This window comes from Rhodoferax sp. RT5P35, from assembly GCF_056521385.1.
Genome location: NZ_JBWMAX010000011.1, coordinates 1 through 22,325, shown reverse-complemented (window position 1 = coordinate 22,325; position 22,325 = coordinate 1). Strand labels below are relative to the sequence as shown.

Annotated in this window: 17 protein-coding genes and 1 pseudogene; 10 read left to right on the top strand and 8 right to left on the bottom strand. The window is 64.5% G+C overall.

The window, feature by feature from the left end; translation table 11 throughout:
* Window positions 1–365: 365 nt before the first annotated feature.
* The 3 genes from AC097L_RS17195 (at window position 366) to AC097L_RS17185 (ending at window position 3,777) form a co-directional block, all read left to right on the top strand.
* Window positions 366–1,742, top strand: coding sequence for a formimidoylglutamate deiminase (locus AC097L_RS17195; RefSeq protein WP_479587760.1), 1,377 nt, complete (start codon window positions 366–368; stop codon window positions 1,740–1,742).
* A 2-nt stretch (window positions 1,743–1,744) separates the two neighbouring features.
* Complete coding sequence (gene hutG, locus AC097L_RS17190; protein WP_479587759.1) at window positions 1,745–2,542, top strand: N-formylglutamate deformylase; 798 nt, start codon at window positions 1,745–1,747, stop codon at window positions 2,540–2,542.
* A 404-nt stretch (window positions 2,543–2,946) separates the two neighbouring features.
* Window positions 2,947–3,777, top strand: coding sequence for a M90 family metallopeptidase (locus AC097L_RS17185; RefSeq protein WP_479587758.1), 831 nt, complete (start codon window positions 2,947–2,949; stop codon window positions 3,775–3,777).
* A gap of 75 nt (window positions 3,778–3,852) precedes the next feature.
* On the opposite strand, the gene adeC is transcribed toward AC097L_RS17185, so the two are convergent.
* Genes adeC through AC097L_RS17170 form a run of 3 tightly spaced genes read right to left on the bottom strand, consistent with a single transcriptional unit; the run spans window position 3,853 to window position 9,661 of the window.
* Window positions 3,853–5,277 carry an AdeC/AdeK/OprM family multidrug efflux complex outer membrane factor gene (gene adeC, locus AC097L_RS17180; protein WP_479587757.1) on the bottom strand — a complete coding sequence of 475 codons (1,425 nt, stop codon included), beginning with the start codon at window positions 5,275–5,277 and terminating at the stop codon, window positions 3,853–3,855.
* A 1-nt stretch (window position 5,278) separates the two neighbouring features.
* On the bottom strand, window positions 5,279–8,440 hold the full coding sequence (locus tag AC097L_RS17175; RefSeq protein ID WP_479587756.1) for an efflux RND transporter permease subunit: 3,162 nt from the start codon (window positions 8,438–8,440) through the stop codon (window positions 5,279–5,281).
* Between the two features lie 18 nt (window positions 8,441–8,458).
* On the bottom strand, window positions 8,459–9,661 hold the full coding sequence (locus tag AC097L_RS17170; RefSeq protein WP_479587755.1) for an efflux RND transporter periplasmic adaptor subunit: 1,203 nt from the start codon (window positions 9,659–9,661) through the stop codon (window positions 8,459–8,461).
* 162 nt (window positions 9,662–9,823) lie between these two features.
* Between AC097L_RS17170 and AC097L_RS17165 the strand changes: the two genes are divergently transcribed.
* Entirely contained in the window at window positions 9,824–10,429 is a 606-nt protein-coding gene (locus AC097L_RS17165; protein WP_479587754.1) for a TetR/AcrR family transcriptional regulator, read from the top strand.
* A 200-nt stretch (window positions 10,430–10,629) separates the two neighbouring features.
* Window positions 10,630–12,339 (top strand): hypothetical protein, encoded by a 1,710-nt coding sequence (locus AC097L_RS17160; protein ID WP_479587753.1) that lies wholly within the window; start codon window positions 10,630–10,632, stop codon window positions 12,337–12,339.
* Window positions 12,340–12,346: 7 nt separating this feature from the next.
* Here the strand turns inward: AC097L_RS17160 and AC097L_RS17155 are convergent, their stop codons facing one another.
* The gene (locus AC097L_RS17155) at window positions 12,347–12,787 is read right to left on the bottom strand and encodes a DUF6691 family protein (protein ID WP_479587898.1); all 441 of its coding nucleotides are present in this window, start codon (window positions 12,785–12,787) and stop codon (window positions 12,347–12,349) included.
* A 28-nt stretch (window positions 12,788–12,815) separates the two neighbouring features.
* On the bottom strand, window positions 12,816–13,214 hold the full coding sequence (locus AC097L_RS17150; protein ID WP_479587752.1) for a YeeE/YedE family protein: 399 nt from the start codon (window positions 13,212–13,214) through the stop codon (window positions 12,816–12,818).
* Here AC097L_RS17150 and AC097L_RS17145 point away from each other — a divergent pair.
* A pseudogene (locus tag AC097L_RS17145) lies at window positions 13,209–13,769 on the top strand (MBL fold metallo-hydrolase); the annotation flags it as partial. The gene AC097L_RS17150 and the pseudogene AC097L_RS17145 sit on opposite strands and share 6 nt — an antisense overlap.
* A gap of 138 nt (window positions 13,770–13,907) precedes the next feature.
* Entirely contained in the window at window positions 13,908–14,378 is a 471-nt protein-coding gene (locus tag AC097L_RS17140; RefSeq protein WP_479587897.1) for a rhodanese-like domain-containing protein, read from the top strand.
* On the opposite strand, the gene AC097L_RS17135 is transcribed toward AC097L_RS17140, so the two are convergent.
* Window positions 14,375–15,343 carry a response regulator gene (locus AC097L_RS17135; RefSeq protein WP_479587751.1) on the bottom strand — a complete coding sequence of 323 codons (969 nt, stop codon included), beginning with the start codon at window positions 15,341–15,343 and terminating at the stop codon, window positions 14,375–14,377. The two genes, AC097L_RS17140 and AC097L_RS17135, sit on opposite strands and share 4 nt — an antisense overlap.
* Before the next feature lie 220 nt (window positions 15,344–15,563).
* Between AC097L_RS17135 and AC097L_RS17130 the strand changes: the two genes are divergently transcribed.
* Window positions 15,564–16,325, top strand: a complete 762-nt coding sequence (locus tag AC097L_RS17130; protein ID WP_479587750.1) for a type III pantothenate kinase — start codon at window positions 15,564–15,566, stop codon at window positions 16,323–16,325.
* A gap of 204 nt (window positions 16,326–16,529) precedes the next feature.
* On the opposite strand, the gene AC097L_RS17125 is transcribed toward AC097L_RS17130, so the two are convergent.
* Both AC097L_RS17125 and AC097L_RS17120 read right to left on the bottom strand, forming a co-directional pair.
* Window positions 16,530–17,720: a M20 aminoacylase family protein gene (locus AC097L_RS17125; protein ID WP_479587749.1), complete on the bottom strand. Its 1,191-nt coding sequence runs from the start codon at window positions 17,718–17,720 to the stop codon at window positions 16,530–16,532.
* A gap of 10 nt (window positions 17,721–17,730) precedes the next feature.
* Entirely contained in the window at window positions 17,731–18,867 is a 1,137-nt protein-coding gene (locus AC097L_RS17120) for an ABC transporter substrate-binding protein (RefSeq protein WP_479587748.1), read from the bottom strand.
* A gap of 32 nt (window positions 18,868–18,899) precedes the next feature.
* Here AC097L_RS17120 and AC097L_RS17115 point away from each other — a divergent pair, with 32 nt between their 5' ends.
* Window positions 18,900–20,984, top strand: a complete 2,085-nt coding sequence (locus AC097L_RS17115) for a molybdopterin-containing oxidoreductase family protein (RefSeq protein ID WP_479587747.1) — start codon at window positions 18,900–18,902, stop codon at window positions 20,982–20,984.
* 448 nt (window positions 20,985–21,432) lie between these two features.
* Window positions 21,433–22,110 (top strand): ProQ/FINO family protein, encoded by a 678-nt coding sequence (locus AC097L_RS17110; protein ID WP_479587746.1) that lies wholly within the window; start codon window positions 21,433–21,435, stop codon window positions 22,108–22,110.
* The last annotated feature ends 215 nt before the right edge of the window (window positions 22,111–22,325 follow it).

Below are 22,325 nucleotides of genomic sequence, written 5' to 3'. Positions count from 1 at the left end.
CGAAACAGGGGCAGTCCGCCAATCGCGGTCCGCTCGGACATAACAACCCGCACCACCACCCCCATCTCGCGCCCTAGGCGCGACGCCCGGCACCTCCGGGCCGATCCCGCTCCCGGGGTCCCCCTCTGTATGCGCCGAGGAGCGCAGCTGCAAGTGGACCAGGGCCCGCGATTGTCTGAGCCGCAGGCGAGTTCGAGCGGGACCCCACTTGCAGCGAGCACCGCAGGTTCCCGCAGCGCAAGCGGAGGGCGCAGACAGTGGGGGTGGCCTTTCTTTTGGTTACTTTTCTTTGGCCAAGCAAAGAAAAGTGACTGCGCCGCCGGGCGCACATCCCGGCAGACCATGCCCATAGACAAGGCAAATCCATGACAAGCCTTTACGCAAAAAACGCCCTCCTCCCTACCGGCTGGGCTACAAACGTCCTCCTCGAATGGAACGCCCAAGGTGAACTCACAGCAGTCACCCCCAACGCCAACCCTGGCAGTACCCCACAAGCAGCGGGCCCCCTCACCCCAGGCCTTCCCAACCTCCATTCCCACGCCTTCCAGCGCGCCATGGCCGGACTCACCGAATTCCGGGGTGCCGCCCAAGACAGCTTCTGGAGCTGGCGCACGCTGATGTACCAGTTCGCCGCCCGCCTCTCCCCCGAGCAGGTCGAGGCCATCGCCACCTGGCTCTATATCGAAATGCTGGAAGCGGGCTACACATCCGTCTGCGAATTCCACTACCTGCACCACAGCGCCGACGGCACGCCCTACGCCGATGACGCGGAGCTGTCCAAGGCGTTGCTGCGCGCGGCTAAAACAGCAGGCATCGCCATCACCCTGCTCCCCGTGCTGTACCAAACCAGCGGCTTTGGCGGCACGCCACCCACCACCGGCCAGCGCCGCTTCATCCGCTCCACTGACTCGATGCTGCGCCTGCTGGAGACGCTGAAACCGCTATGCGACGCACAAGGAGCACGCCTCGGCCTGGCTCCGCATTCCCTGCGCGCCGTGCCGCCCGACAGCCTGATGAATGCGGTGGCCGGGCTGCATGCCATGGACGTATCCGCCCCCGTGCACATCCACATCGCCGAGCAAACCGCCGAGGTCGATGCCTGCCTGGCCTGGAGCGGCCAGCGCCCGGTGGAATGGCTGCTGGACCACGCACCGGTCGATGCGCGCTGGTGCCTCATCCACGCCACCCACATGAGCGATGCCGAATACCGGGACGCGGCGGCCAGCGGCGCGGTGGCGGGCATCTGCCCCAGCACCGAGGCGAACCTGGGCGACGGCCTGTTCGACATGCCGCGCTGGCGCAGTGCCGGCGGAGCCTGGGGCCTGGGCTCCGACAGCCACGCCTGCGTCAACGCCGCCGAAGAGCTGATGCTGCTCGAATACGGCCAGCGCCTGCAGTTCCGCCAGCGCAATGTGCTGGCCAGTGCCGACCACAGCCAAGTCGCCACCGCCACCCTGCTGCAAGCCGTGGCCGGGGGCGCGCAGGCCTCAGGTAGAGTGGCCAAGGGTTTGGCGGTTGGCCAGCGTGCCGACTTCTGCGTACTCGACGCACAGCACCTGGCCTTGGCCGGACTGGCAGCCCCCGACATGCTTTCGGCCCACGTCTTCGCCAGCCACCGCACCTCGGCGCTGGATGCCGTCTGGGTCGGCGGCCAGCAGCGCACCCACAAAGGCCGCCACCCGTTGCACGATGCAGCCGCCGCGGCCTTTATCCAAGCCCGCACCCAACTTACGCAAGGGTAAATATGCAAGCTTTCACATTCATCCCAGGCACCCAGCCGCTGCTGATCTCCATGCCCCACGTGGGCACCTACCTGCCGCCCGCGCTGGCCGCGCGCCTGACCCCCACCGCCCGGCAGGTGCACGACACCGACTGGCACCTGGAGCGCCTGTACGGCTTCGCCCAGGAACTCGGCGCGTCGGTGCTCATCGCCACCCATTCCCGCTACGTGATCGACCTGAACCGCGACCCCACCGGGGCCAGTCTCTACCCCGGCCAGAGCGTCACCGGCCTGTGCCCGGTGGACGACTTCGACAACCAGCCCCTGTACCAGGACCCCGCTGACGTGCCCAGCACCGCCGAGATCGCCCTGCGCCGCGACACCCTGTGGCAGCCCTACCACCAGCAACTGCACGCCGAGCTGGCCCGTATCCAAGCGGTCCACGGCAAAGCGGTTTTGTGGGACGCCCACTCCATCCGCTCCGTGGTGCCGCGCTTCTTCGACGGCAAGCTGCCGGATTTGAATTTAGGCAGCGGCAACGGCACAAGCTGCGACCCCGCGCTATCCGCTGCGCTGCTGGCCATCGCACAAAGCGCCCCCGGCTACACCGCCGTGCTCAATGGCCGTTTCCAAGGCGGCTACATCACCCGCCACTACGGCCAGCCCGCACACAACATCCACGCCATCCAGCTGGAAGTGACCCAAAGCAGCTACATGCAAGAAGCCATGCCCTTCGACTACCTGGCCGAGGTGGCGGCGGGCATCCAGCCGCATCTGCGGCGGATGGTGGAGGCGGCGCTGGGGTTTGGGGTGGCGGGGTAAAAATCACCCCTCTGCAACGCCAGCACGGACGGTAGCCCAGTAGGGTCAGACCACCCATGCGCGCAAAAAAGTGGGTGGCTATCACGGCCCCAAACCGCATGCGTGTTCTGACCCCGCTGGGCGGTTAATCACACCAAAGACGAGCACCGCGCGACAGGTATCGCTGCATGCCATCGAGGTGTTGGATGTTCAGAATGCATCGGAATACAGCGCGCTAAATCGCCAAAAGGGGTCGGAGCACAAATGCGGGCTATTGCCGCTCCGCCGCGGTACCCATCCAGCGCGCAATTGTGATCCGACCCCCATTGGCTAGGCCGCTGATGCCTGCGACAGAGTCGGTGCCAAACCGCTCGCCAGGCCGCCGCTATTGCAAATCCGCCCATTGCACCCAGCTAGCATTGCCCATGGACACCCCCACCGCCACCTTCCTAGCCCTCCTGCTCCTCGCTACCGTTTGCACCCTGGGCTGGCTAACTCCCAAATGGTGGATCGCCCGGCGCAGACGCAGAATTCGGCAGCAGCCCTTCCCCGCCGTGTGGCGAACCGTCTTGCGCCGCCGCGTACCCCTGGTGCGGCGCATGCCCGCAGACCTGCAACTGCAGCTAAAACAACAAATGCAGGTCTTCATCGCCGAGAAGGCGTTTCTGGGCTGCGCGGGCCTGGTCGTTACCGACGAGATGCGGGTGGTGATAGCAGCCCAGGCCTGCTTGCTGGTGCTGAACCGGCCCACGGGCTTGTACCCGCACTTGCGGCAAATTCTGGTCTACCCCGGCGCATTCGCAGTGCAGCGCACACACACCGATGGCGTGGTGCAGCGCGAGGAACGCCAGGCGCTGCTGGGCGAATCCTGGGCCCAGGGACAGGTGGTTTTGTCATGGCACGACGCGCTGGAAGGGGCGACCACGCCCGGCGATGGGCGCAATGTGGTGGTCCACGAATTCGCCCACCAACTGGACCAGGAAAAAGGCCATGCCAATGGCGCACCCCACCGCAGCCGAAATGCCGACCCGGCCCGCTGGTCCCAGGTGTTCCACGCCGCCTACGCCAAACTGCGGCGCGAGGCCCATGTGGGTGAGCCCGGCCTGCTGAACCATTACGGCGCGCAAGACCCGGCCGAGTTCTTTGCCGTGGTGTCCGAGGTGTTCTTCGAGCAGGCGGCGGAGTTGAAGGACTACGACCCGGCGCTGTACCAGGAACTCAGCGGCTACTACCGGGTGGACCCGGCGGGCTGGTGAAATAGATTTTTAAGCAAAATAGGCCGCTAGCGCATATTCCACCTGCGCCAGCAGCTCCTATTTAAATAGCATCCCTCACTTCGCCGCCACGGCCTCCCCGGTCCAGCCCCCACCCAGCACCTTGTACAGCGTGACCTCGTTGGCCAGGCGGGACAGTTGGGTGCCGATCAAACCCTGCTGGGCGGTGTACAGGCTGCGCTGGGTCACCATCACGTCGAGGTAACTGTCCACGCCGCGCTGGTAGCGGGCGTCGGACAGTTTGAAGCTGTCGGCCGTGGCATCCACCAGAGCTTGCTGGGCGCTGAGCTGATCGCCCAGATTGCTGCGCTGTGCCAGTGCATCGGCGACTTCGCGGAAGGCGGTCTGGATGGCTTTTTCGTACTGGGCCACGTGGATGTCGCGGGTCACGGTGGCGATGTCCAGGTTGGCCTGGTTGGCACCGCCATCGAACAGCGGCAAAGTGATTTGCGGCACGAAGCTCCAGGCACCCGAACCGGCTTTGAACAGGCCCGCCAGGTCGTTGCTGCTCGTACCCGCCGACGCGGTAAGACTGATGCGCGGGTAGAAGGCGGCACGGGCCGCGCCGATGTTGTAGCTGGCGGCTTGCAGGGTGTGCTCGGCCTGCAGGATGTCAGGGCGGCGCTGCAGCAGGTCGGACGGCAAACCGGCGGGCAAATCGGGCAGCGCGCTGACGCGGGTGGCCAGGCCGGTGGGGGTTAAATCGGCAGGCACGGCGGTGCCCAGCAGCAGGGCCAGGGCGTTCTGGTCCAGCGCCACCTGGGCGGTGTAGCTGGCCACATCGACGCGGGCAGATTCGACGCTGGTTTGCTGCTGACGCAGGGTCAGGGCCGAGTCGGTGCCCAGCGCGAACCGGCGCTGGGTAAGGCCGTAGGTGTCGCTCTGGCTTTGCAGGGTTTGGCGGGCCAGGGCCAACCGGTCCAGGTCGGCCGACCAGGTGAGGTAAGCGCTGGCGACTTCGGCCACCAGGCTGATCTGCGTGCTGCGCCGGGCTTCGGCGGTGGCCAGGTACGACTCCAGGGCCTGGGCGTTCAGGCTGCGCACGCGGCCAAACAGGTCCAGCTCGTAAGCGCTGGTGCCGATGTTGGCGCTGTACTGGTGGCCCACCACGGCTTGGCCGGTGCCCGACAGGCTGGCCGGGGTGCGGCTGGCGCTGCCACTGCCGGTGGCGTTCAACGTAGGCCAGGTTGCGGCATCTTGCACCCGGTACTGGGCGCGGGCCTGGGCGATATTGAGCACGGCCACGCGCAGGTCGCGGTTGTTGGCCAGGGCCAGGTCGATCAGGCTGCGCAGCCGCACATCGGCAAAGAAGCTGCGCCAGGCTATATCGGCCGCAGCCGCGCCAGCGGATGCTGTGCCGCTGGTGGCAAAGCTGGCAGGCACGGGAGCCGCCGGGCGCTGGTAGTCGGGTGCCAGGCTGCTGCAGCCGGCCAGCGCCAAGGCCAAGGCCAAGGCCAGGGCGGTGAAGTTGCGTTTTTTCATATCAGTGGGCCTCTTGGAGGGTGGCCGCAGGCTGCGGCAATGCGGGTGCGCCAGGGGCCGGATTGCCCTTGAAGATGCTGCGCACCAGCACAAAGAACAACGGTACGAAGAAGATGGCCAGCACGGTGCCAGAAACCATGCCGCCGATCACCGCCGTACCCAGCGCGTTCTGGGCACCAGCGCCCGCACCACTGCCCAGCACCAGAGGCAGCACGCCCAGGATGAAAGCCAGCGAGGTCATCAGGATCGGCCGCAGGCGCAGCCGGGCGGCGGTGATGGCCGACTCCACCAGGCCCATACCCTGGGCCTGCAAGTCCTTGGCGAACTCGACGATCAGGATGGCGTTCTTGCAGGCCAGGCCGATAGTGGTGAGCAAGCCCACCTGGAAGTACACGTCGTTCATCTTCCAGGTCAGGATCGCGCCCAGCAAGGCGCCAAACACGCCCAGCGGCACCACCAGGATGACGGAGAACGGGATCGCCCAGCTCTCGTACAGCGCGGCCAGGCACAGGAAGACGATCAGGATCGACAGGCCGTAGAGCAACGCGGTCTGGCCGCTGGACTGCTTTTCCTGCAGCGACAGGCCGGTCCATTCGTAGCCAATGCCGGGCGGCAGCTTGGCTAAAGCGGCTTCCACGATCGCCAACGCCTGGCCGCTGGACGCGGTGCCCGGCTTGGCCATGCCCAGGATTTCGACCGAGGGCACGCCGTTATAACGCTCCAGCCGCGGCGAACCTACCGACCAGCTGGCGGTAGAGAAGGCCGAGAACGGCACCATGCTGCCCGCACTGTTGCGCACATACCAGTTGTTGATGTCTTCAGGCAGCATGCGGTACGGGGCATCGGCCTGCAGCATCACCTTTTTGACGCGGCCCTTGTCGATGAAGTCGTTCACATAGCTGCTGCCCCAGGCGGCGGAGAAGGTGTTGTTGATGTCGGCCATGGTCAGTCCCATGGCGCCTGCCTTGTGCGCGTCGATGTCGAGCTTGAACTCGGGCGTGTCCTCCAGGCCGTTCGGGCGCACCGCCACCAGGCCGTTTTCCTGGGCCAGCAGGCCCAGCAGTTGGTTGCGTGCCTGCATCAGGGCATCGTGGCCCAGGTTCGCGCGGTCTTGCAGCATCAGGTCGAAGCCGGTGGCATTGCCCAGCTCGGACACCGCGGGCGGCGCGAAGGCAAATACCCGCGCATCGCGGATCGTGGCAAAGAAGGCGCCGGCCTTGGCCGCCACACCACTGACGCTCAAGGCCTCGGTCGTGCGCTGGTCCCAGGACTTGAGCCGCACAAAGACCAGGCCGGCGTTCTGGCCGCTACCGGCAAAGCTGAAGCCCGCCACGGTGAACAGGCCTTCCACCGCGTCTTTCTGGTCTTCCAGGAAATGGTGTTCAACCTGCTGCATCACCTCCTGGGTGCGCGCCTGGGCGGCACCGGGCGACAGCTGGACCAGGCCAAACAGGGTGCCCTGGTCTTCGTCAGGCAAGAAGCCGACCGGCAGCTTGAGGAAGCCAAATACCACCAGGGCGACGATCACCGCATAGGCAACCATGTAGCGCCAGCCCTTGCCCACCATGTGGCGCACCACGCCCTGGTAGCGGCTATTGCCGCGGTCGAAATTGCGGTTGAACCAGCCGAAGAAGCCGGTAGTGGCCATTGCATGGCCCTTGGCCACCGGCTTGAGCAAGGTGGCGCACAGCGCCGGGGTCAGCACCATGGCCACCAGCACCGACAGCGTCATCGCCGCGACGATGGTAATGGAGAACTGGCGGTAGATCACGCCGGTAGAGCCGGGGAAGAAGGCCATGGGCACGAACACCGCGGCCAGCACCAGAGCTACGCCGACCAGCGCACCGGTGATCTGGCCCATGGATTTGCGCGTGGCCTCCAGCGGCGACAAGCCCTCTTCGGTCATCACCCGCTCGACGTTTTCTACCACCACAATTGCATCGTCCACCAGCAGGCCGATGGCCAGCACCATGGCGAACATGGTCAGCGTATTGATCGAATAGCCAAACATCGACAGCACGCCAAACGTACCTAATAGCACCACCGGCACGGCAATTGTCGGGATCAGCGTGGCGCGGAAGTTCTGCAGGAACAGGAACATCACCAGGAACACCAGCACCACGGCTTCGATCAGGGTCTTGATCACTTCCTCGATGGAGATACGCACAAAGGGCGTGGTGTCTAAGGGCTTTTGCACCTTCATGCCGGTGGGGAAGAACTTGCTCAGTTCGTCCAGCCGTGCGTCAATGCCCCGCACCGTGTCCAGCGCATTCGCGCCAGTGGCCAGCTTGATGGCCAGACCGGCTGCGGGTTTGCCGTTGTAGCGCGACACTACGTCGTAGCTTTCGCTGCCCAGCTCGATGCGGGCCACGTCGCGCAGCCGCACCTGGGCACCATCGGCCTGGGTGCGCAGCAAGATGGCCTCAAACTCAGCCGCCGTCTTGAGTCGGGTCTGCGATGTGATGGTGGCATTCAGCTGCTGGTTCTGGGTGGCTGGCAGGCCGCCCAATTGGCCGGCCGACACCTGGGCGTTCTGCGCCTGGATGGCGGTTTTTACGTCCAACGGTGTCAGCTTGAAGTTGTTCAGCTTGTTCGGGTCCAGCCAGACGCGCATCGCGTACTGCGCACCGAACAAGGTGGTGTCGCCCACCCCCTCCACACAGCTCAACGGGTCCTGGACGTTGGCGGCCACGTAGTCGGACAGGTCCGAGCCGTTCATACTGCCGTCTTCCGAGGTGAAGGCCAGGATGTTCAGGAAGTTGCTGGCCGACTTGGTGACCTGCACGCCCTGCTGCTGCACCTCTTGCGGCAGCAGCGGCGTGGCCAGGGCCAGCTTGTTCTGCACCTGCACCTGGGCGGTGTCGGAGTCGGTGCCGTTCTCGAAGGTCAGGGTAATCGTCACCGAACCCGAGGACTCGCTGGTCGATGCCATGTAGGCCAGGCGGTCCAGGCTCTTCATTTTCTGTTCAATGACCTGGGTGACCGTGTCCTCCAGGGTCTTGGCGGAAGCGCCGGGGTAGCGGGCGGAAATGGCAATGGCGGGCGGCGCAATGCTGGGGTACTGCGCAATCGGCAGGGTGTTGATCGCCAGCACACCGGCCAGCATCACGATGATGGCAAGTACCCAGGCGAAGATCGGGCGGTCAATGAAAAAACGGGCCATGGTGATCGTCCTTGTGCTCTAGCTCTTGGCGGGTGCCGATGCGGGCGGCTTGGCCGCAGCCGCGCGGGCGGGGTCGTAGGCCACCGCTTCCACGGTGGCACCCGGGCGGGCTTTCTGCTGGCCTTCCACCACCAGGCGGTCACCGGCTTGCAGGCCGCTGGTTACCAGCCATTGGTCGCCAATCGCCTGGCCGGTTTGCAGCGCGCGCTGCTCCAGCTTGCCGTCGGCCGCCACCACATAGGCGATGGGCTTGCCGGTGGCGTCGCGGGCCACGGCCCGCTGGGGTGCCAGCACCGCCTGCTCCATCACGCCTTCTTCGAGCACGGCGCGCACATACATGCCGGGCAGCAGTTCGCCCGTGGGGTTGGGGAACTCGGCGCGCAAGGTGATGGCACCGGTGTTCGGGTCTACCGTCACGTCAGAGAACTTGAGCTTGCCTTCCAGCGCATAGCTGGAGCCGTCTTCTAGCAGCAGCCTGGCCTTGGCCGTGCCGCTGCGCAGGCTGCCCTGGGACAGCGCGCGCTTCAGGCGCAGCACGTCGCTGCTGGACTGGGTCACGTCCACATACATCGGGTTCATCTGCTGCACTGTTGCCATCGCGGCGGCCTGGTTGGCGGTGACCAGCGCGCCCGGGGTGACCGAAGACTTGCCGACCCGGCCGCTGATTGGCGAGGTGATGCGGGTGTAGTCGAGGTTGATCCTGGCGCTTTGCAGCGCGGCCTTGGCCGAAGCCACATCAGCCTCGGTTTGCAGCAATGACGCCGCCGCATCGTCGGCCTCCTGCTGGCTGACCGCCTTGATCGCCACCAGTTCCTTGTAGCGGCCCGACTTGAGCTTGACCGACACTAGGTTCGCCTCGGCCTTGGCCAGCGCTGCCTGGGCACTGTCGGCACTGGCGCGGTAGGTCGCCGGGTCGATCTGGTACAGCAACTCGCCCGCCTTCACATCGCTGCCCTCGGTAAAACGGCGGGTCTGTACCAAGCCGGTGATCTGCGGCCGCACATCGGACACCAGCACCGGGGCGGTACGGCCCGGCAGCTCGGTGGTCAGCGCCACACGCTGCGGCTGCACCACGACAAAGCTGACCTGGGGCGTGCCCTGCGGGCCGGGGGCCCCGCCTTGTGGTGGTTTACCACAGGCGGCTAGAGCCAACACCGTAGCCGCCGCCGAGACGGCCATCCAGGCCGCGGTGGGCCGTTGCGAGAAATAGGGAATGTGCATGGAAAAACTCCTGGGTAAGCAGCCTATTTGCCAAAGGGTTGCAAAGGCCTAAGAAAAACCTAAGCCTTGTTTATAACTGTACTGTACGGTTTATTTTAGATTTGACATTTACCACCTGTCAAGCAAAAATGAACACATGAGTACACTTAAAAGAGACATCCCATGAAAGTCCGCACCGATGCCAAGCGCGATGCGATCCTGAAAATCGCCTCCGAGGTGTTTTTGGAAATGGGCTACGAGCGTGCTTCCATGGCAGAGATCGCAGCTCGCGTGGGTGGCTCCAAGGCCACGCTGTATGGCTACTTTCCGTCGAAGGAGGCGATCTTCATGGAGTTGGCGCACAAGTTCGGGGCCGACCACCTGGATCCGGTGATGGACGAGCTGATGGCCGCCGCAGACGAAGACATACCCACCGTGCTGCAGCGTTTTTGCGAGCTCCTGCTGGACTTTTTGAGCGCGCCAGAGACCGTTTCCGCCCACCGGCTGGTGCTGGCCGAGGCTGGGCATTCGGAGGTGGGGCGGCTGTTCTACGAAGCCGGCCAGGAGCAAGGCGTCGCAAAGATGGGCGTCTACCTACAGTCGCTGATGGACCGCGGACGGCTGCGCCACGCCGACCCGGTGGTCGCTGCGCGGCACCTGGGGGCGCTGGTGCATTCCGAGGTTGACCACCGCTACTTCTACCGCGATCTGCCCGCGCTGAGCCCCGAGCAGATCAAGGGCATGGCGACGCGGGCGGTGCAGGTATTCCTGGGCGGGTACAGACCCTGAGCGCCCTCCAGAAAATTGTGACCAGAACTTTCGCAGTGTCACCCTCTGGGCACACAAAGGAGCTCGTACCGGCCATTTTCAAGCCTTTTAGGCCGCCAGCCCATATATAGACTACACCAGCAGCTATATAAAAAATAGCACTAGAAATATGGCGCTGCTCCTCTACACTTCGGCCATTGCCTGTCACCCAAGTGCGCACGATGAACACCGCAACCCACGCCACCTCTTCCACGGCCTCCACAGCCTGTACCGCGCCTCCGGTGGTGGAACACTTCCGCCAGGTTTTGCTGTGGCCGGTGCGGCTGATGCCGGTGCGCGGCAGCGAGGGCACGGTGGCCAAGCCCTGGCAGGTGCTGGCCGATATGGGCGATCAGGGCGGGGCGTCCAACTGGCGCGAGGTGGTGGACGAGTTCACCGGCGACAGCAGCAGCTTCCACGAGCGGCATTACAACGAATTCGTGACGTTTTTGCCCTACGTGCAGCGTTTTCTGTATGGCGAGGGCCTGCCCAGACACGGCGAATCGTACAAGGTGCAAGGCTCGCCCATGCGGGTCTTTCGCCGCCACGACATCGCCGCCGTGCGGGTGGTGCCGCGCCCGGGTGACGCGCCCATTACGCTGGACACGGTGCACGTAGACCTGTACTTCTTTCTCGACGTGGACCTGGTACTGCTGAATGTAGAGGTGGCCGCCCAGCACCTGCAACTGGAGCAGGCGCAAGAGCTGCTGTACCGCTTCGGCCGCGCCTACCCGGCGGGCTGGGACGGTGCAGGCCAGGCCCTGCACTGCCTGGCCAGCGCCGAGTGGCTGGACGCAAAGGGCCAGGTGCTGGCCGCGTCCGACGCCCACCAGCGCGATGCCTTTCTGTCCCACGTCAGCACCCGGCGCGCGCCGCGCATCTCGGCCCACTGGGACTTCATGATGCAACCGTTGGTAGGCGACCATTCCGACCACCCCGGCCCGCTGCGCTTTCGCCAGATCGAGTACTACCGTATGCCGCTGATGGCGTATCTGGCCCTGGACCGGCCACGCGACCTGACCCGCAGCGACTTTGTGCGCCTGGGCCTGGTTACCGGCTCGGGCGCGCGCGACCCCGCCGGGGGCTGCGCCCTGCCCTACGGCGACCAGCACCTGAGCGACTTTGAGCAAAAATATTGCTATGACCGCTTTTGGACCGAAGGCGGTGCCGCCCCCAACACCCGCTACCTGTGCAACGGCCACGCCCTGGTGGTGGTGGGCGATGCGCGCAGCCCGTTTTATGGCTGCCGCGACCGGGGCGTGCTGGCGCAGTTCCGGCACCAGCATTTTTTAATCTTCCTGATCGCCCACTTCCAAAAAGCCGCGCTGCTGATGTATTCCGACCGGCTGGCCGAGACGCTGAAAAACCTGGACATCAGCGACCCCGCCAGCGTGCGCCAGTTCAAGCGCTCCATCCGCTACGGCTTTGGCAGCTTCTTGCGCTTCACCCACCGCTACTGGTTCCATGAACTGTCTGAGCAAGCCCAGGTGCGCGCGCTGTTCCACATGTGCTCCCAGCACCTGGGGTTGGAGCCGCTGTACGCCGAGGTCAAGGAACGCATCGCCGAGATGAACCAGTACCTGGAGGCCGACAGTCTGCGCCGCCAGGCCAACACCGTGGTGCGCCTCACCGTGGTCACCATCTTCGGCCTGATCGGCACCGTGACCACCGGCTTTCTGGGCATGAACCTGATGGCCGAAGCCGATGCCCCGATGGAGCGGCGGCTGGCCATCTTTGCAATTGTTTTCATCCTGACCACGGTGCTGACGGTCTACACCATGGTCAAGTCCAAGCGCCTGTCGGACTTTCTGGACGTGCTGTCCGACGAGCGCCTGTCGGTGTGGCAAAAGGGCAAAGCCCTGGTCGGCGTGTGGACACGCAAGGACGACTAGAGGCGTTCTACATCCGCTTGGCGACCGCCATCCCGACCAGCATCGCCACCACAAACACCGCCACCGCGCTGCCACCGGTCAGCACGCTGGCCAGCGCTGGGCCAGGGCAGTAGCCTGCCAGGCCCCAGCCCACGCCAAACAGCGACGCGCCCAGCACCAGCCGGGTGTCAATGTCGCGGCGGGTGGGCAGTTGGAAGGCCGTGGCCAGCCAGGGCTTGCGTGCCGGATGCCGGGGCGTGGGCGGGGTCACGGCAAACGCCAGCAAGGTCACCAGCAACGCACCACCCATCACAAAGGCCAGGCTGGCATCCCAGGGGCCAAAGCGCTGCGCGTCCCACAGCCCGCCCAGGTTCAGGAAGCCTTGCACCTTGGCTGGCAACACCATGCCCGACAGCACCAGCCCCGCCGCAAACAAACCGCCCGCCAGGGCTGCCACCAGAATTTTCAGCATGATTTAGACCTCTTGCGCATATAAATCAAAGGCTTCTAGCTATGAATACAGTAGCAAATCCACACGCCATGAATACCCCCGTGGCCACCAGCGAACGCAGCGATCGCCGCCCCAGCCCGCACACGCCGTGTCCGCTGGTGCAGCCCGAGCCCAGCACCGTGCCCACCCCCACCAGCAGCCCGGCGGCCACCAGCACCGCCCACGGTGGCGAGGGCTGCGCAGGCATGCCCTGGGTCAGCACCGCGCCCACCCCCACCAGCCCGGCCAGAAAGGCCCAGCGCCAGGCCCGCTCGCCCGGCTGGGGCGACAAGGCCCCGGCCACAATGCCGCTGATGCCCGCCACCCGGCCCAGGGAAGCCAGCAGCAGCCAACAGGCCAGGCCAATCAAAATGCCACCCAGAGTGGCTTGCAAAAACGGATGCATGCAGTTCGCCTCAAAATAGGCCCGCAGCATACCCCGGAGGCCCCCATGCACGCCCTGCAACCCATCCAGCTTTTCGACCCCGCCACCCACACCTATACCTACGTACTGGTCGATCCGCACAGCCGTGCCGCCGCCATCATCGACCCGGTAGACACCTTGCTGGAGCGCGACCTGGCGCTGCTGCAAACCCAGGGCCTGTCGCTGGTGTGGACGCTGGAAACCCATGCCCATGCGGACCACATCACCAGTGCAGGCCTGTTGGCCGAGCACGCCGGGGCGCAGACCGCCGTGCCTGCGGGCTGCGGCATCCAGGGTGCGGCGGTGCAGTTGCAGCACGGAGACCTGCTGCGCTTTGGCAGCGAAACCCTGCAGGCACTGCACACACCGGGCCACACCGCGGGCAGTATGAGCTTTGTGTGGCGCGACCACGTCTTCACCGGCGACACCCTGCTCATCGGCGGCTGTGGCCGCACCGATTTCCAGTCGGGCAGCGCCGAGGCCCTGTACCACAGCATCACCCAGATCCTGTTTGCCCTGCCCGACACCACGCGGGTCTGGCCGGGGCATGATTACCACGGCAAAACCCAGTCCAGCATCGGGGCCGAGAAGTCCCACAATCCGCGCATCGCCCACAAAACACTCACGGAATTCACCACCACCATGGATGCACTGCACCTCCCCCGCCCGCAACGCATGGACCAAGCCGTGCCCGCCAACCAGGCCCTGGGCCTGCCGCACGAAGCCAGCCCGTTGGCACCCCTGGTCCGCCCCGCCGAAGGCTATGCAGGCGACGTGTCGCCGCAACTGGCCTGCGCCTGGTGGCAGGCGGGCGAGGCGGTGCTGGTCGACGTGCGCACCGATGCCGAGCGCGCCTGGGTCGGCGAGGTGCCCGGTGCCGTGCCACTGGCCTGGAAGCAGTGGCCTGGCATGGCCCCGAACCCCGATTTCGACACCGGCCTGCAGGCCGCGCTGGCAGGCGGCAAAAAAGCCGTGCTGCTGTGCCGCAGCGGCGTGCGCTCCGTGGCCGCCGCCAAGCGCGCCACCGAGCTGGGGCTGCAGGCCTACAACATCCTGGAAGGCTTCGAAGGCGACCCCGACACCGATGCCCACCGCGGCCGCAAAGGCGGCTGGCGCTTCCACAACCTACCCTGGCGGCAAAGCTAAGGGCGGATGTGCCGTGGCGGCTGGGCGGCCAGCCACTGGGCGTAGCCGGGGCCTTCTACCGGCACGGCAAACAGTGCGCCCAGCAGGGTGTCGTCCCGGCCCAGCGCAAAGGCCGGGGCCAGCGGCGGCGCGTCGCTACGGCCCAGCGCCTGGTACAGCTCCACCGCCATGAGTTGCGCGCCTTGGCGAATACCGGCCTGCATGGCGGGCGTGGCTCCCACGGCATCGGCCAGCTCGGCCAGTTCATCCAGCCCGCTGTACGGCTCCAACTGTAGCCAGCCGGTAGCGCCCTGGGCATCGCGGCCCAGTACACCAAACGGCGCACCCAGCACCACATATTCCACCCAGCGCCCGGCAACCCACCGCTGCAGCGCGTGGGCGATGGCCGGGCTGTGCAGCAGCGCGTTCTGTACCGGGGTGAGTGTGGCGCGCCACAGGGCCGCCTGGCGCTCGCTGGCTTGGGCCAACAGTTGGGTCACGGCATCCACCACGCGCAGCGCCATATCGGAGGCCTGTTTGGGGATAAATTGCGCAATCAGCCCGTGGTTGAAAGCCTGCACTGCCAGTTGGCCGTCGGCCTGCCCGGTCAGCAACAGCTTGGCACCCGGCCAGTCGCGCAGCTGGTGCAGCACCTCCAGCCCGTCGGTCTGCGGCATCGAATAATCGACCACGCAGACCTGGGTCAGCGCGTAGCGGCGCGGCGCGTGTTCGGCCCAATAGCGCAGGACCTGCGGAATCAGCGGCAAGCCCTGGCGGTGCCAGCGGTCGATCACGTCCTGCTGGGCCCAGGCATCGGCCTCCGCCAGGGCCGACTCGCCCAGGATCTGCTGCAGACACTGCGCCGGGTCCTGGTAGAACCGCACATGCCACTGCGCCGGCGCCAGCAGTTGCAGCATGCGCAGGTAGTCGGGGTCGTCGTCTAAAAAAGCGACGCTGCCGGGAGCGGTAAAGAGGGGAAAACGCATGGCTCTTGGTGGTAAAAAATGTTTGTATGCACCGCAGGGAATTGTCATTCAAATGTAAACACCCGCAGCCAGGGCAAGCCTGGGGGTTGATAATGCGCCCCAAATAGTAACGACACGCCCAGGCTTCAGCCAGAACGCATGCCCCCAGAATTCCGTGGGGTTGGCGAGAATGGCACCGCCCTGCAGCCTGGCGGTGTGCAACAGAACATCAGGAGACTGGATGAGCTTCCTCGCCATCGACATTGGCAACACCCGTCTCAAGTGGTCGCTATACGACGCGCCCCGCCCCGGGGCCGCGCTGCTGGCCCATGGCGCAGAGTTTCTGGAAAACATCGACAAGCTGGCCGACGGCCCCTGGGCCAAACTGCGCGCGCCCACGGCCATCCTGGGCTGCATCGTGGCCGGAGATGCCGTCAAACGCCGGGTGCTGGAACAACTGGAGCTGTGGGACGTGCACCCGCAGTGGGTGGTGTCCAGCCCCGCCGAGGCGGGTTTGACCAATGGCTACGACCACCCCACCCGCCTGGGGGCCGACCGCTGGGTCGCCATGGTGGGCGCACGGCACCGCATGCTGGCCCAGGGATCCGAGCGGCCCATGGTGGTGGTGATGGTGGGCACGGCGGTGACGGTGGAAGCAGTGGACACCCACGGCAAGTTCCTCGGCGGTCTGATCCTGCCCGGCCACGGCATCATGCTGCGCGCGCTAGAGTCCGGCACGGCGGGCCTGCACGTACCCACCGGCGAGGTGCGCCTGTTCCCCACCAACACCAGCGACGCGCTGACCAGCGGCGGCACCTACGCCATCGCCGGAGCCGTGGAGCGTATGGTGCAGCACGTGCGCCAGCACTGCAAAGCCGAGCCCGCCTGCTACATGACCGGCGGCGCAGGCTGGAAGATGGCGCCCAGCATGTCGGTGCCTTGCGAACTGGTGGACAACCTGATTTTTGACGGCTTGCTGGCCATGGCTGCAGAGCGGTTTTAGAGCACACCCCCAGGCTACAGCGCAAGCGCTTTTCGCCAACCCCCTTGCAGGGGGCAACACCAGCAGCCTGGCAAAGCCAGTTCTGCGGTGTTTCTGGCTGGCGCGCGTCATGCCTGCAAGAGGAGGCTGCCACTTTTAAAAGCTTTTTAGGCCTCTAGCACATGTAAGGACTGCACTAGTAGCTATTTATTTAATAGCATTCGTTTATAACGGCTTCAGCCACGCCTCGGCGAGTCGTACCCAATACGTCGCGCCCAATGGGATCAAGTCGTCGTTGAAGTCATAGCTGGGGTTGTGCAGGGTGCAGGGGCCTGCGCCGTGGCCCAGGGCGCGGTGGTCGCCGTCGCCGTTGGCGATGAAGCAGTAGGCCCCCGGCTTGGCAAGCAGCATGTAGGCGAAGTCTTCCGCGCCCATGGTGGGTTCCTGGCTGATGACGTTAGCAGGCCCCACGATGTCGGCCATCACCTGGCGGGCAAAAGCGGCTTCGGCGGCGTGGTTGATGGTGGGCGGGTAGTTGCGGGCAAATTCAAAGTCGCAATGGGCTCCAAAGGCTTCGCACAGGCTATCGGCAATCTGGCGCATGCGGGCTTCGATCAGGTCCAGCACCTCCAGCGTGAAGGTGCGCACCGTGCCCTGCAGCTCCATGCTGTCGGGCACGATGTTGGTAGCCGAGCCGCCGTGCACCATGGTGACCGACACCACGCCCGCGTCGATCGGCTTTTTGTTGCGGCTGATGATGGTCTGGAAGGCTAGCACCATCTGGGCGGCAATAGGCACCGGGTCGATGCCCATATTGGGCATAGCGGCGTGGCTCCCTTTGCCGTGGATGGTGATTTTGAATTCGCTGCTGGAGGCCATCACCGGGCCTGGGCTGAGGGCAAACTGGCCCACCTGCATGCCAGGCCAGTTGTGCATGCCAAACACCGCGTCCATCGGGAAGCGTGTGAACAGGCCTTCCTGCACCATCTCGCGGGCCCCGCCGCCGCCCTCTTCGGCAGGCTGGAAGATGAGGTATACCGTGCCGTCAAAGTTGCGGTGTTCGGCCAGGTACTGCGCAGCGGCCAGCAGCATGGCGGTGTGGCCATCGTGCCCGCAGGCGTGCATCTTGCCGGGGTGCTGGCTGGCGTGGGCGAAGGTGTTGAATTCTTGCAGGGGCAGCGCGTCCATGTCGGCACGCAGGCCAATGGCGCGCGGGGAATCGCCGTTTTGCAAGATGCCCACTACGCCCGTACCCGCCAGGCCCCGGTGGATGGGAATACCCCATTCGGTCAACTGGTGCGCCACCAGGTCGGCCGTCCGCACCTCTTGAAAACTCAGTTCCGGGTGGGCATGCAGTTCGCGGCGCAGGGCTTGGATGCCGGGAGCTTGTTCAAGCAATTGGTCAATCACGGGCATGCCATTCTCCTTACATGCGGATGCGCCCATCGCCTGTGAGCATGGACAAATCCACAAAACCCGATCCTACATGGTCGGTTGCCGATAGTGTGACGGCAAAGCCGCCATACGACTGCGCACCCAGCGATTCCAGACCGGCCACCAGGGCTTCGCGGGAAATGCCCTTGCCGGCGGCAGCCCGCTTCAAACCATCCACCAAAACTTTGGCCGCCACATAGCCCTCGATGCTGGAGAAATTGGCCCGCGCATCGCCGCCCGCACTTTTTACGGCGGCAGAAAACTCTCGCCCAATTGCGCTGCTGAGACTGTAAGGGGACGGCATGACCTGCGACACCACAATGCCTGCGGCATCCTTGCCCAGTTCGTCCGACAAAGCCTGGGTACCCACAAACGACACGTTGAAGAACTGCCCGCCGTAGCCCAGCTTGCGGGCCGCCCGGATCAAGGCCGCACACGAGGTATAGGCGCTGATTTGCACAATCGCCTGGGGCTCGGCCGCGCGCAGTATCTTGGCGGCAGCGGCCACATCCACCGAATTGCGCTCTACCGTGGCCAACACCACCGGCTTGCGGCCTAGCTTGGACAAGGCCAAATTCACGCCCGCCAGACCGGCTTTGCCGTAGGCATCGTTTTGGTAAAACACGGCAATGCGGTCCAGCCCCAACTGGGTGAGCTGCTTGACGATCAAGGCCGTCTCGTCCTGGTACGAGGCCCGCACGTGGAACGCATATTTATTGAACGGATCGCGCAACGCCATGGCCCCGGTGAACGGCGCGACAAACGGGGTTTTTTCCTGGGTCGCCAATGGCAGAGCCACCAGGCTGGTCGGCGTGCCCACGTAGCCAAACAAGGCCACTACGTCGGAGGCCAGCAGCTTGCGGGTGTTATCCAGGCAGCGGTCGGGCTCGTAGCCGTCGTCCAGCGTGCGCAATTCGATTTGCCGACGTTCCACGCCGCCCTGCGCATTCACCTGGTCCAAATACATTTTGGCACCTTGGGCATACTGGATGCCTAGCTGGGCTGCAGGCCCGGTCAAGGCCGCCGATTGGCCCAGCACAATCTTGCTGCCCGATTGCGCGTGCACCGCAGGGAAACCCGCCGCAGCGGCCACCCCGGTGGCGATAGAAAAACGACGGCGATTTATCATTGATACATTTTGTCACAGACGGGATAACCCTTATGCAAGCGCCAAACCACTCTGCGACAGCCTCCGTGCACCAGGTACGGGGTGCCTGTCCACACGACTGCCCCGACACCTGTGCGCTGTTAACCACGGTGCAGGACGGGATAGCTATCAAAGTACAGGGCAATCCGGCCCACGCGCATACCGACGGCGTGCTGTGCACCAAGGTGTCACGCTATACCGAACGCACCTACCATCCGGAGCGCATCCTGCAGCCGCTCAAGCGCAGCGGCCCCAAGGGCTCGGGCCAGTACACCCCGGTAGGCTGGGACGAGGCGCTGGGCGACATCGCCGCGCGCCTGCAGGCCATTGCCGCCCGCAACCCAGAAGCCATCATGCCCTACAGCTATGCGGGCACCATGGGGCTGGTGCAGGGCGAAAGCATTGCCGCGCGCTTCTTTCACACGCTGGGCGCATCGCTGCTGGACCGCACCATATGCGCGTCGGCGGGTGCCGAAGGCCTGGTGCACACACTGGGCGGCAAAGTGGGCATGCAGGTGCAGTTTTTTGCAGAGTCAAAATTGATTCTGATTTGGGGTAGCAACTCTATCGGCAGCAATCTGCACTTCTGGCGCTACGTGCAGCAGGCCAAACGCAACGGTGCCCGCCTGGTGTGCATCGACCCACGCAAAACCGAAACCGCCGAAAAATGCCACGAGCACATCGCCCTGCGCCCCGGCACCGATGCTGCACTGGCGTTTGCTCTGATGCACCAGCTGATTACCCACGACTGGCTGGACCACGCCTACCTGGCCGAGCACACCGTTGGCTGGCCTGCGCTGCGCGAACGCGCCTTGCAGTGGCCTCCTGAGCGCGCTGCAGAGGTGTGCGGCGTGCCAGTGGAACAGATCGTGTCGCTGGCGCGCGACTACGGCCAGTGCTTTGTCAACGCAGAGCCAGCCGCCATCCGCCTCAACTACGGCATGCAGCGCACCCGGGGCGGCGGCAATGCCACCCGCGCCGTGGTCAGCCTGCCCGCGCTGATAGGCGCATGGAGGCACCGCGCAGGCGGCGTATTGATGAGCAGCTCAGGCCAGTTCCCGGTACAGCGCGCGGCCCTGCAACGGCCCGATTTGCTGGCCGGGCGCAGGCCCCGCACCATCAACATGAGCACGATTGGCGATGCCTTGCTGGACAACACCACACCACGGATCGAGGCGCTAGTGGTTTACAACAGCAATCCCGTTGCCGTGGCCCCCGACTCGGGCAAGGTAGTGCAGGGCTTTGCCCGCGAAGACCTGTTTACTGTGGTGCTGGAGCATTTTCAGACCGATACCGCCGACTACGCCGATTACATCTTGCCCGCCACCACGCAGCTGGAGCACTGGGACGTGCACAGCGGTTACGGCCACACCGATGCCTTGCTGAACCGGCCCGCGATTGCGCCTTTGGGCCAGTCCAAAACCAACACCCAGGTCTTCCGAGAGCTGGCAACCCGCATGGGCTTGACCGAGCCCTGCCTTAGCGAGAGCGATGAGGAGTTGTGCCGCACCGCGTATGGTGACCAGGTGGATTTTGGTGCGCTGCTGGAGCACGGCTTTGCAACTATTCCGCTGCCCGATGCGCCGTTTGCCGCAGGGCAGTTCCCCACGCCGTCGGGCAAGTGCGAGTTTTTCAGCGCGCGGCTGGCGGCCTTGGGGCTGGATGGTTTACCGGATTACCTGCCCAATTATGAGGCAGCTGGCACTTCTACCGACTTTCCACTGGCAATGATTTCACCGCCCGCCCGCAACTTCTTGAACTCCAGCTTCGTCAACGTCACTAGCTTACGCCACATCGAAGGCGAGCCGCTATTGGAAATCCATGCCAACGATGCCCAGCAGCGAGGTATCACCAGCGGCGCGGTAGTGCGCATTTTCAACCAGCGCGGCACGTACCGCTGCAAAGCCAAGGTATCGGCGAGAGCCCGGCCGGGCGTTGTCAATGGATTGGGGGTGTGGTGGCGCAAACTGGGGCTGGATGGCAGCAACGTGAACCAGCTTACCAGCCAGCAGTTGACCGATCTAGGCCGCGCGCCTACGTTCTATGACTGCTGGGTCGAGGTCGCATTAGACGCGCCCCTGGAGAGTGAAACAGCCTGACTTTCATGGGCCAGGGTGCAAAGCACCGCCAGCCCTGAAAGTTGTGCCGCCTTAGGCCGAAACAGCGGACTTGTCGCCCTTTGCCTTGGCTACCACGGGCGGTGCACCAACCACTTGCCAGATCGTCTTAAAACCCGTGTCGGGAATCTGCAAAGGTTTGGTACGCGTTGCCTCAGGAGGAGTGACGACAACCGCAGGAGCTTTCTTAGCCATGAACACTTTCAAAATTTTGGGAGGGCCGATTGTCGCAGCAGCACCGTGTTAACCCGCACTGGATGCATATTCTTACGCCTTCCCCCTACCGCGGCGTTGTTAACAAACTACAAACGCGGCGTGGCACTACTTTTTCCACAGACAGCGTTAAAGACAAGTCATTTGTGTTTTAGATGAAAATACGGCTTGTTCGCGCACTCTTTGCGCCTGTTCCCCACCGCATACCCACACCACCGTGACCACTCCCCTCGCACACAACACTAAAACCCCGATACCGCGTGCACCCAAGCAGCAGCGCGCCCCGCACAGCCGAGAGGTGCATCCCCTGCTACACAAGCTATATGACCTGTACCCCAAAGTGTTTGGCGCCCAGGCGTTGCCATTAAAACTCGGCATCTTTCACGAACTCGTCGCCAATCACCCCGATCTGCTCGAAGCCAAGGCTTTGCGCGAAGCCCTAGGGCAACACACCCGGTCCACCCGCTACCTGGAGCAAGTCGCCACCGGCGTGCAGCGCCACGACCTACAAGGCACCCCTGTGGAAAGCCTGGCACCAGAGCACATACACCAGGCCATCATGGAAGTTGCCCGACGGGACCGTGCAGGCAACAGCCCATCAGCACAGGCCAAGCTGCGCAGGCGGCTGCGCAATGCCTTTGAAGCCTCAGGATTGAGCCGTGGCGCGTATGCAGAGCAAGTCAAACCTCCGCTGGAAGCATGGAATGCCCTGATAGACCACGCCTACACCGAAGATGGCGCCGCTGCAGCGAAACGCGAAGCACTTCTTAAAGCGTTTGAAAACAGCGGCCAAACCTTGGCGCAATTTGCCGACATGTATGGAATGGATCTGGCCAGCACCGACAGCTCGCTGGAACAAGCCAGACAAGACCGGACCAGCAAACAGGCCGAATAGAAGGGCAAACCTGTGGCGCAATTAGTTGTTCCACGGGCTTCAGATGGGGAGGAAGGCGCTTACTTTTGCCGCAAAGTAAAACTGACCAAGACACAACCGTAAGCGTCCGGCCATCCCATGTTGACCACTGGCCACAGCCATGGTTGATTTCAAGGAGGGATGGGCTGCCAGCGATGCGGCAGCAGTTGTTCAATGTCCCGGGCCCTGTGCGTTGG

Bases quoted from the DNA above. Each gene is read 5' to 3' on its own strand.
- AC097L_RS17195 (WP_479587760.1), top strand. From the start codon at position 366: ATGACAAGCCTTTACGCAAAAAACGCCCTCCTCCCTACCGGCTGGGCT.
- hutG (WP_479587759.1), top strand. From the start codon at position 1,745: ATGCAAGCTTTCACATTCATCCCAGGCACCCAGCCGCTGCTGATCTCC.
- AC097L_RS17185 (WP_479587758.1), top strand. From the start codon at position 2,947: ATGGACACCCCCACCGCCACCTTCCTAGCCCTCCTGCTCCTCGCTACC.
- adeC (WP_479587757.1), bottom strand. From the start codon at position 5,277: ATGAAAAAACGCAACTTCACCGCCCTGGCCTTGGCCTTGGCCTTGGCG.
- AC097L_RS17175 (WP_479587756.1), bottom strand. From the start codon at position 8,440: ATGGCCCGTTTTTTCATTGACCGCCCGATCTTCGCCTGGGTACTTGCC.
- AC097L_RS17170 (WP_479587755.1), bottom strand. From the start codon at position 9,661: ATGCACATTCCCTATTTCTCGCAACGGCCCACCGCGGCCTGGATGGCC.
- AC097L_RS17165 (WP_479587754.1), top strand. From the start codon at position 9,824: ATGAAAGTCCGCACCGATGCCAAGCGCGATGCGATCCTGAAAATCGCC.
- AC097L_RS17160 (WP_479587753.1), top strand. From the start codon at position 10,630: ATGAACACCGCAACCCACGCCACCTCTTCCACGGCCTCCACAGCCTGT.
- AC097L_RS17150 (WP_479587752.1), bottom strand. From the start codon at position 13,214: ATGCATCCGTTTTTGCAAGCCACTCTGGGTGGCATTTTGATTGGCCTG.
- AC097L_RS17140 (WP_479587897.1), top strand. From the start codon at position 13,908: ATGGACCAAGCCGTGCCCGCCAACCAGGCCCTGGGCCTGCCGCACGAA.
- AC097L_RS17135 (WP_479587751.1), bottom strand. From the start codon at position 15,343: ATGCGTTTTCCCCTCTTTACCGCTCCCGGCAGCGTCGCTTTTTTAGAC.
- AC097L_RS17130 (WP_479587750.1), top strand. From the start codon at position 15,564: ATGAGCTTCCTCGCCATCGACATTGGCAACACCCGTCTCAAGTGGTCG.
- AC097L_RS17125 (WP_479587749.1), bottom strand. From the start codon at position 17,720: ATGCCCGTGATTGACCAATTGCTTGAACAAGCTCCCGGCATCCAAGCC.
- AC097L_RS17120 (WP_479587748.1), bottom strand. From the start codon at position 18,867: ATGATAAATCGCCGTCGTTTTTCTATCGCCACCGGGGTGGCCGCTGCG.
- AC097L_RS17115 (WP_479587747.1), top strand. From the start codon at position 18,900: ATGCAAGCGCCAAACCACTCTGCGACAGCCTCCGTGCACCAGGTACGG.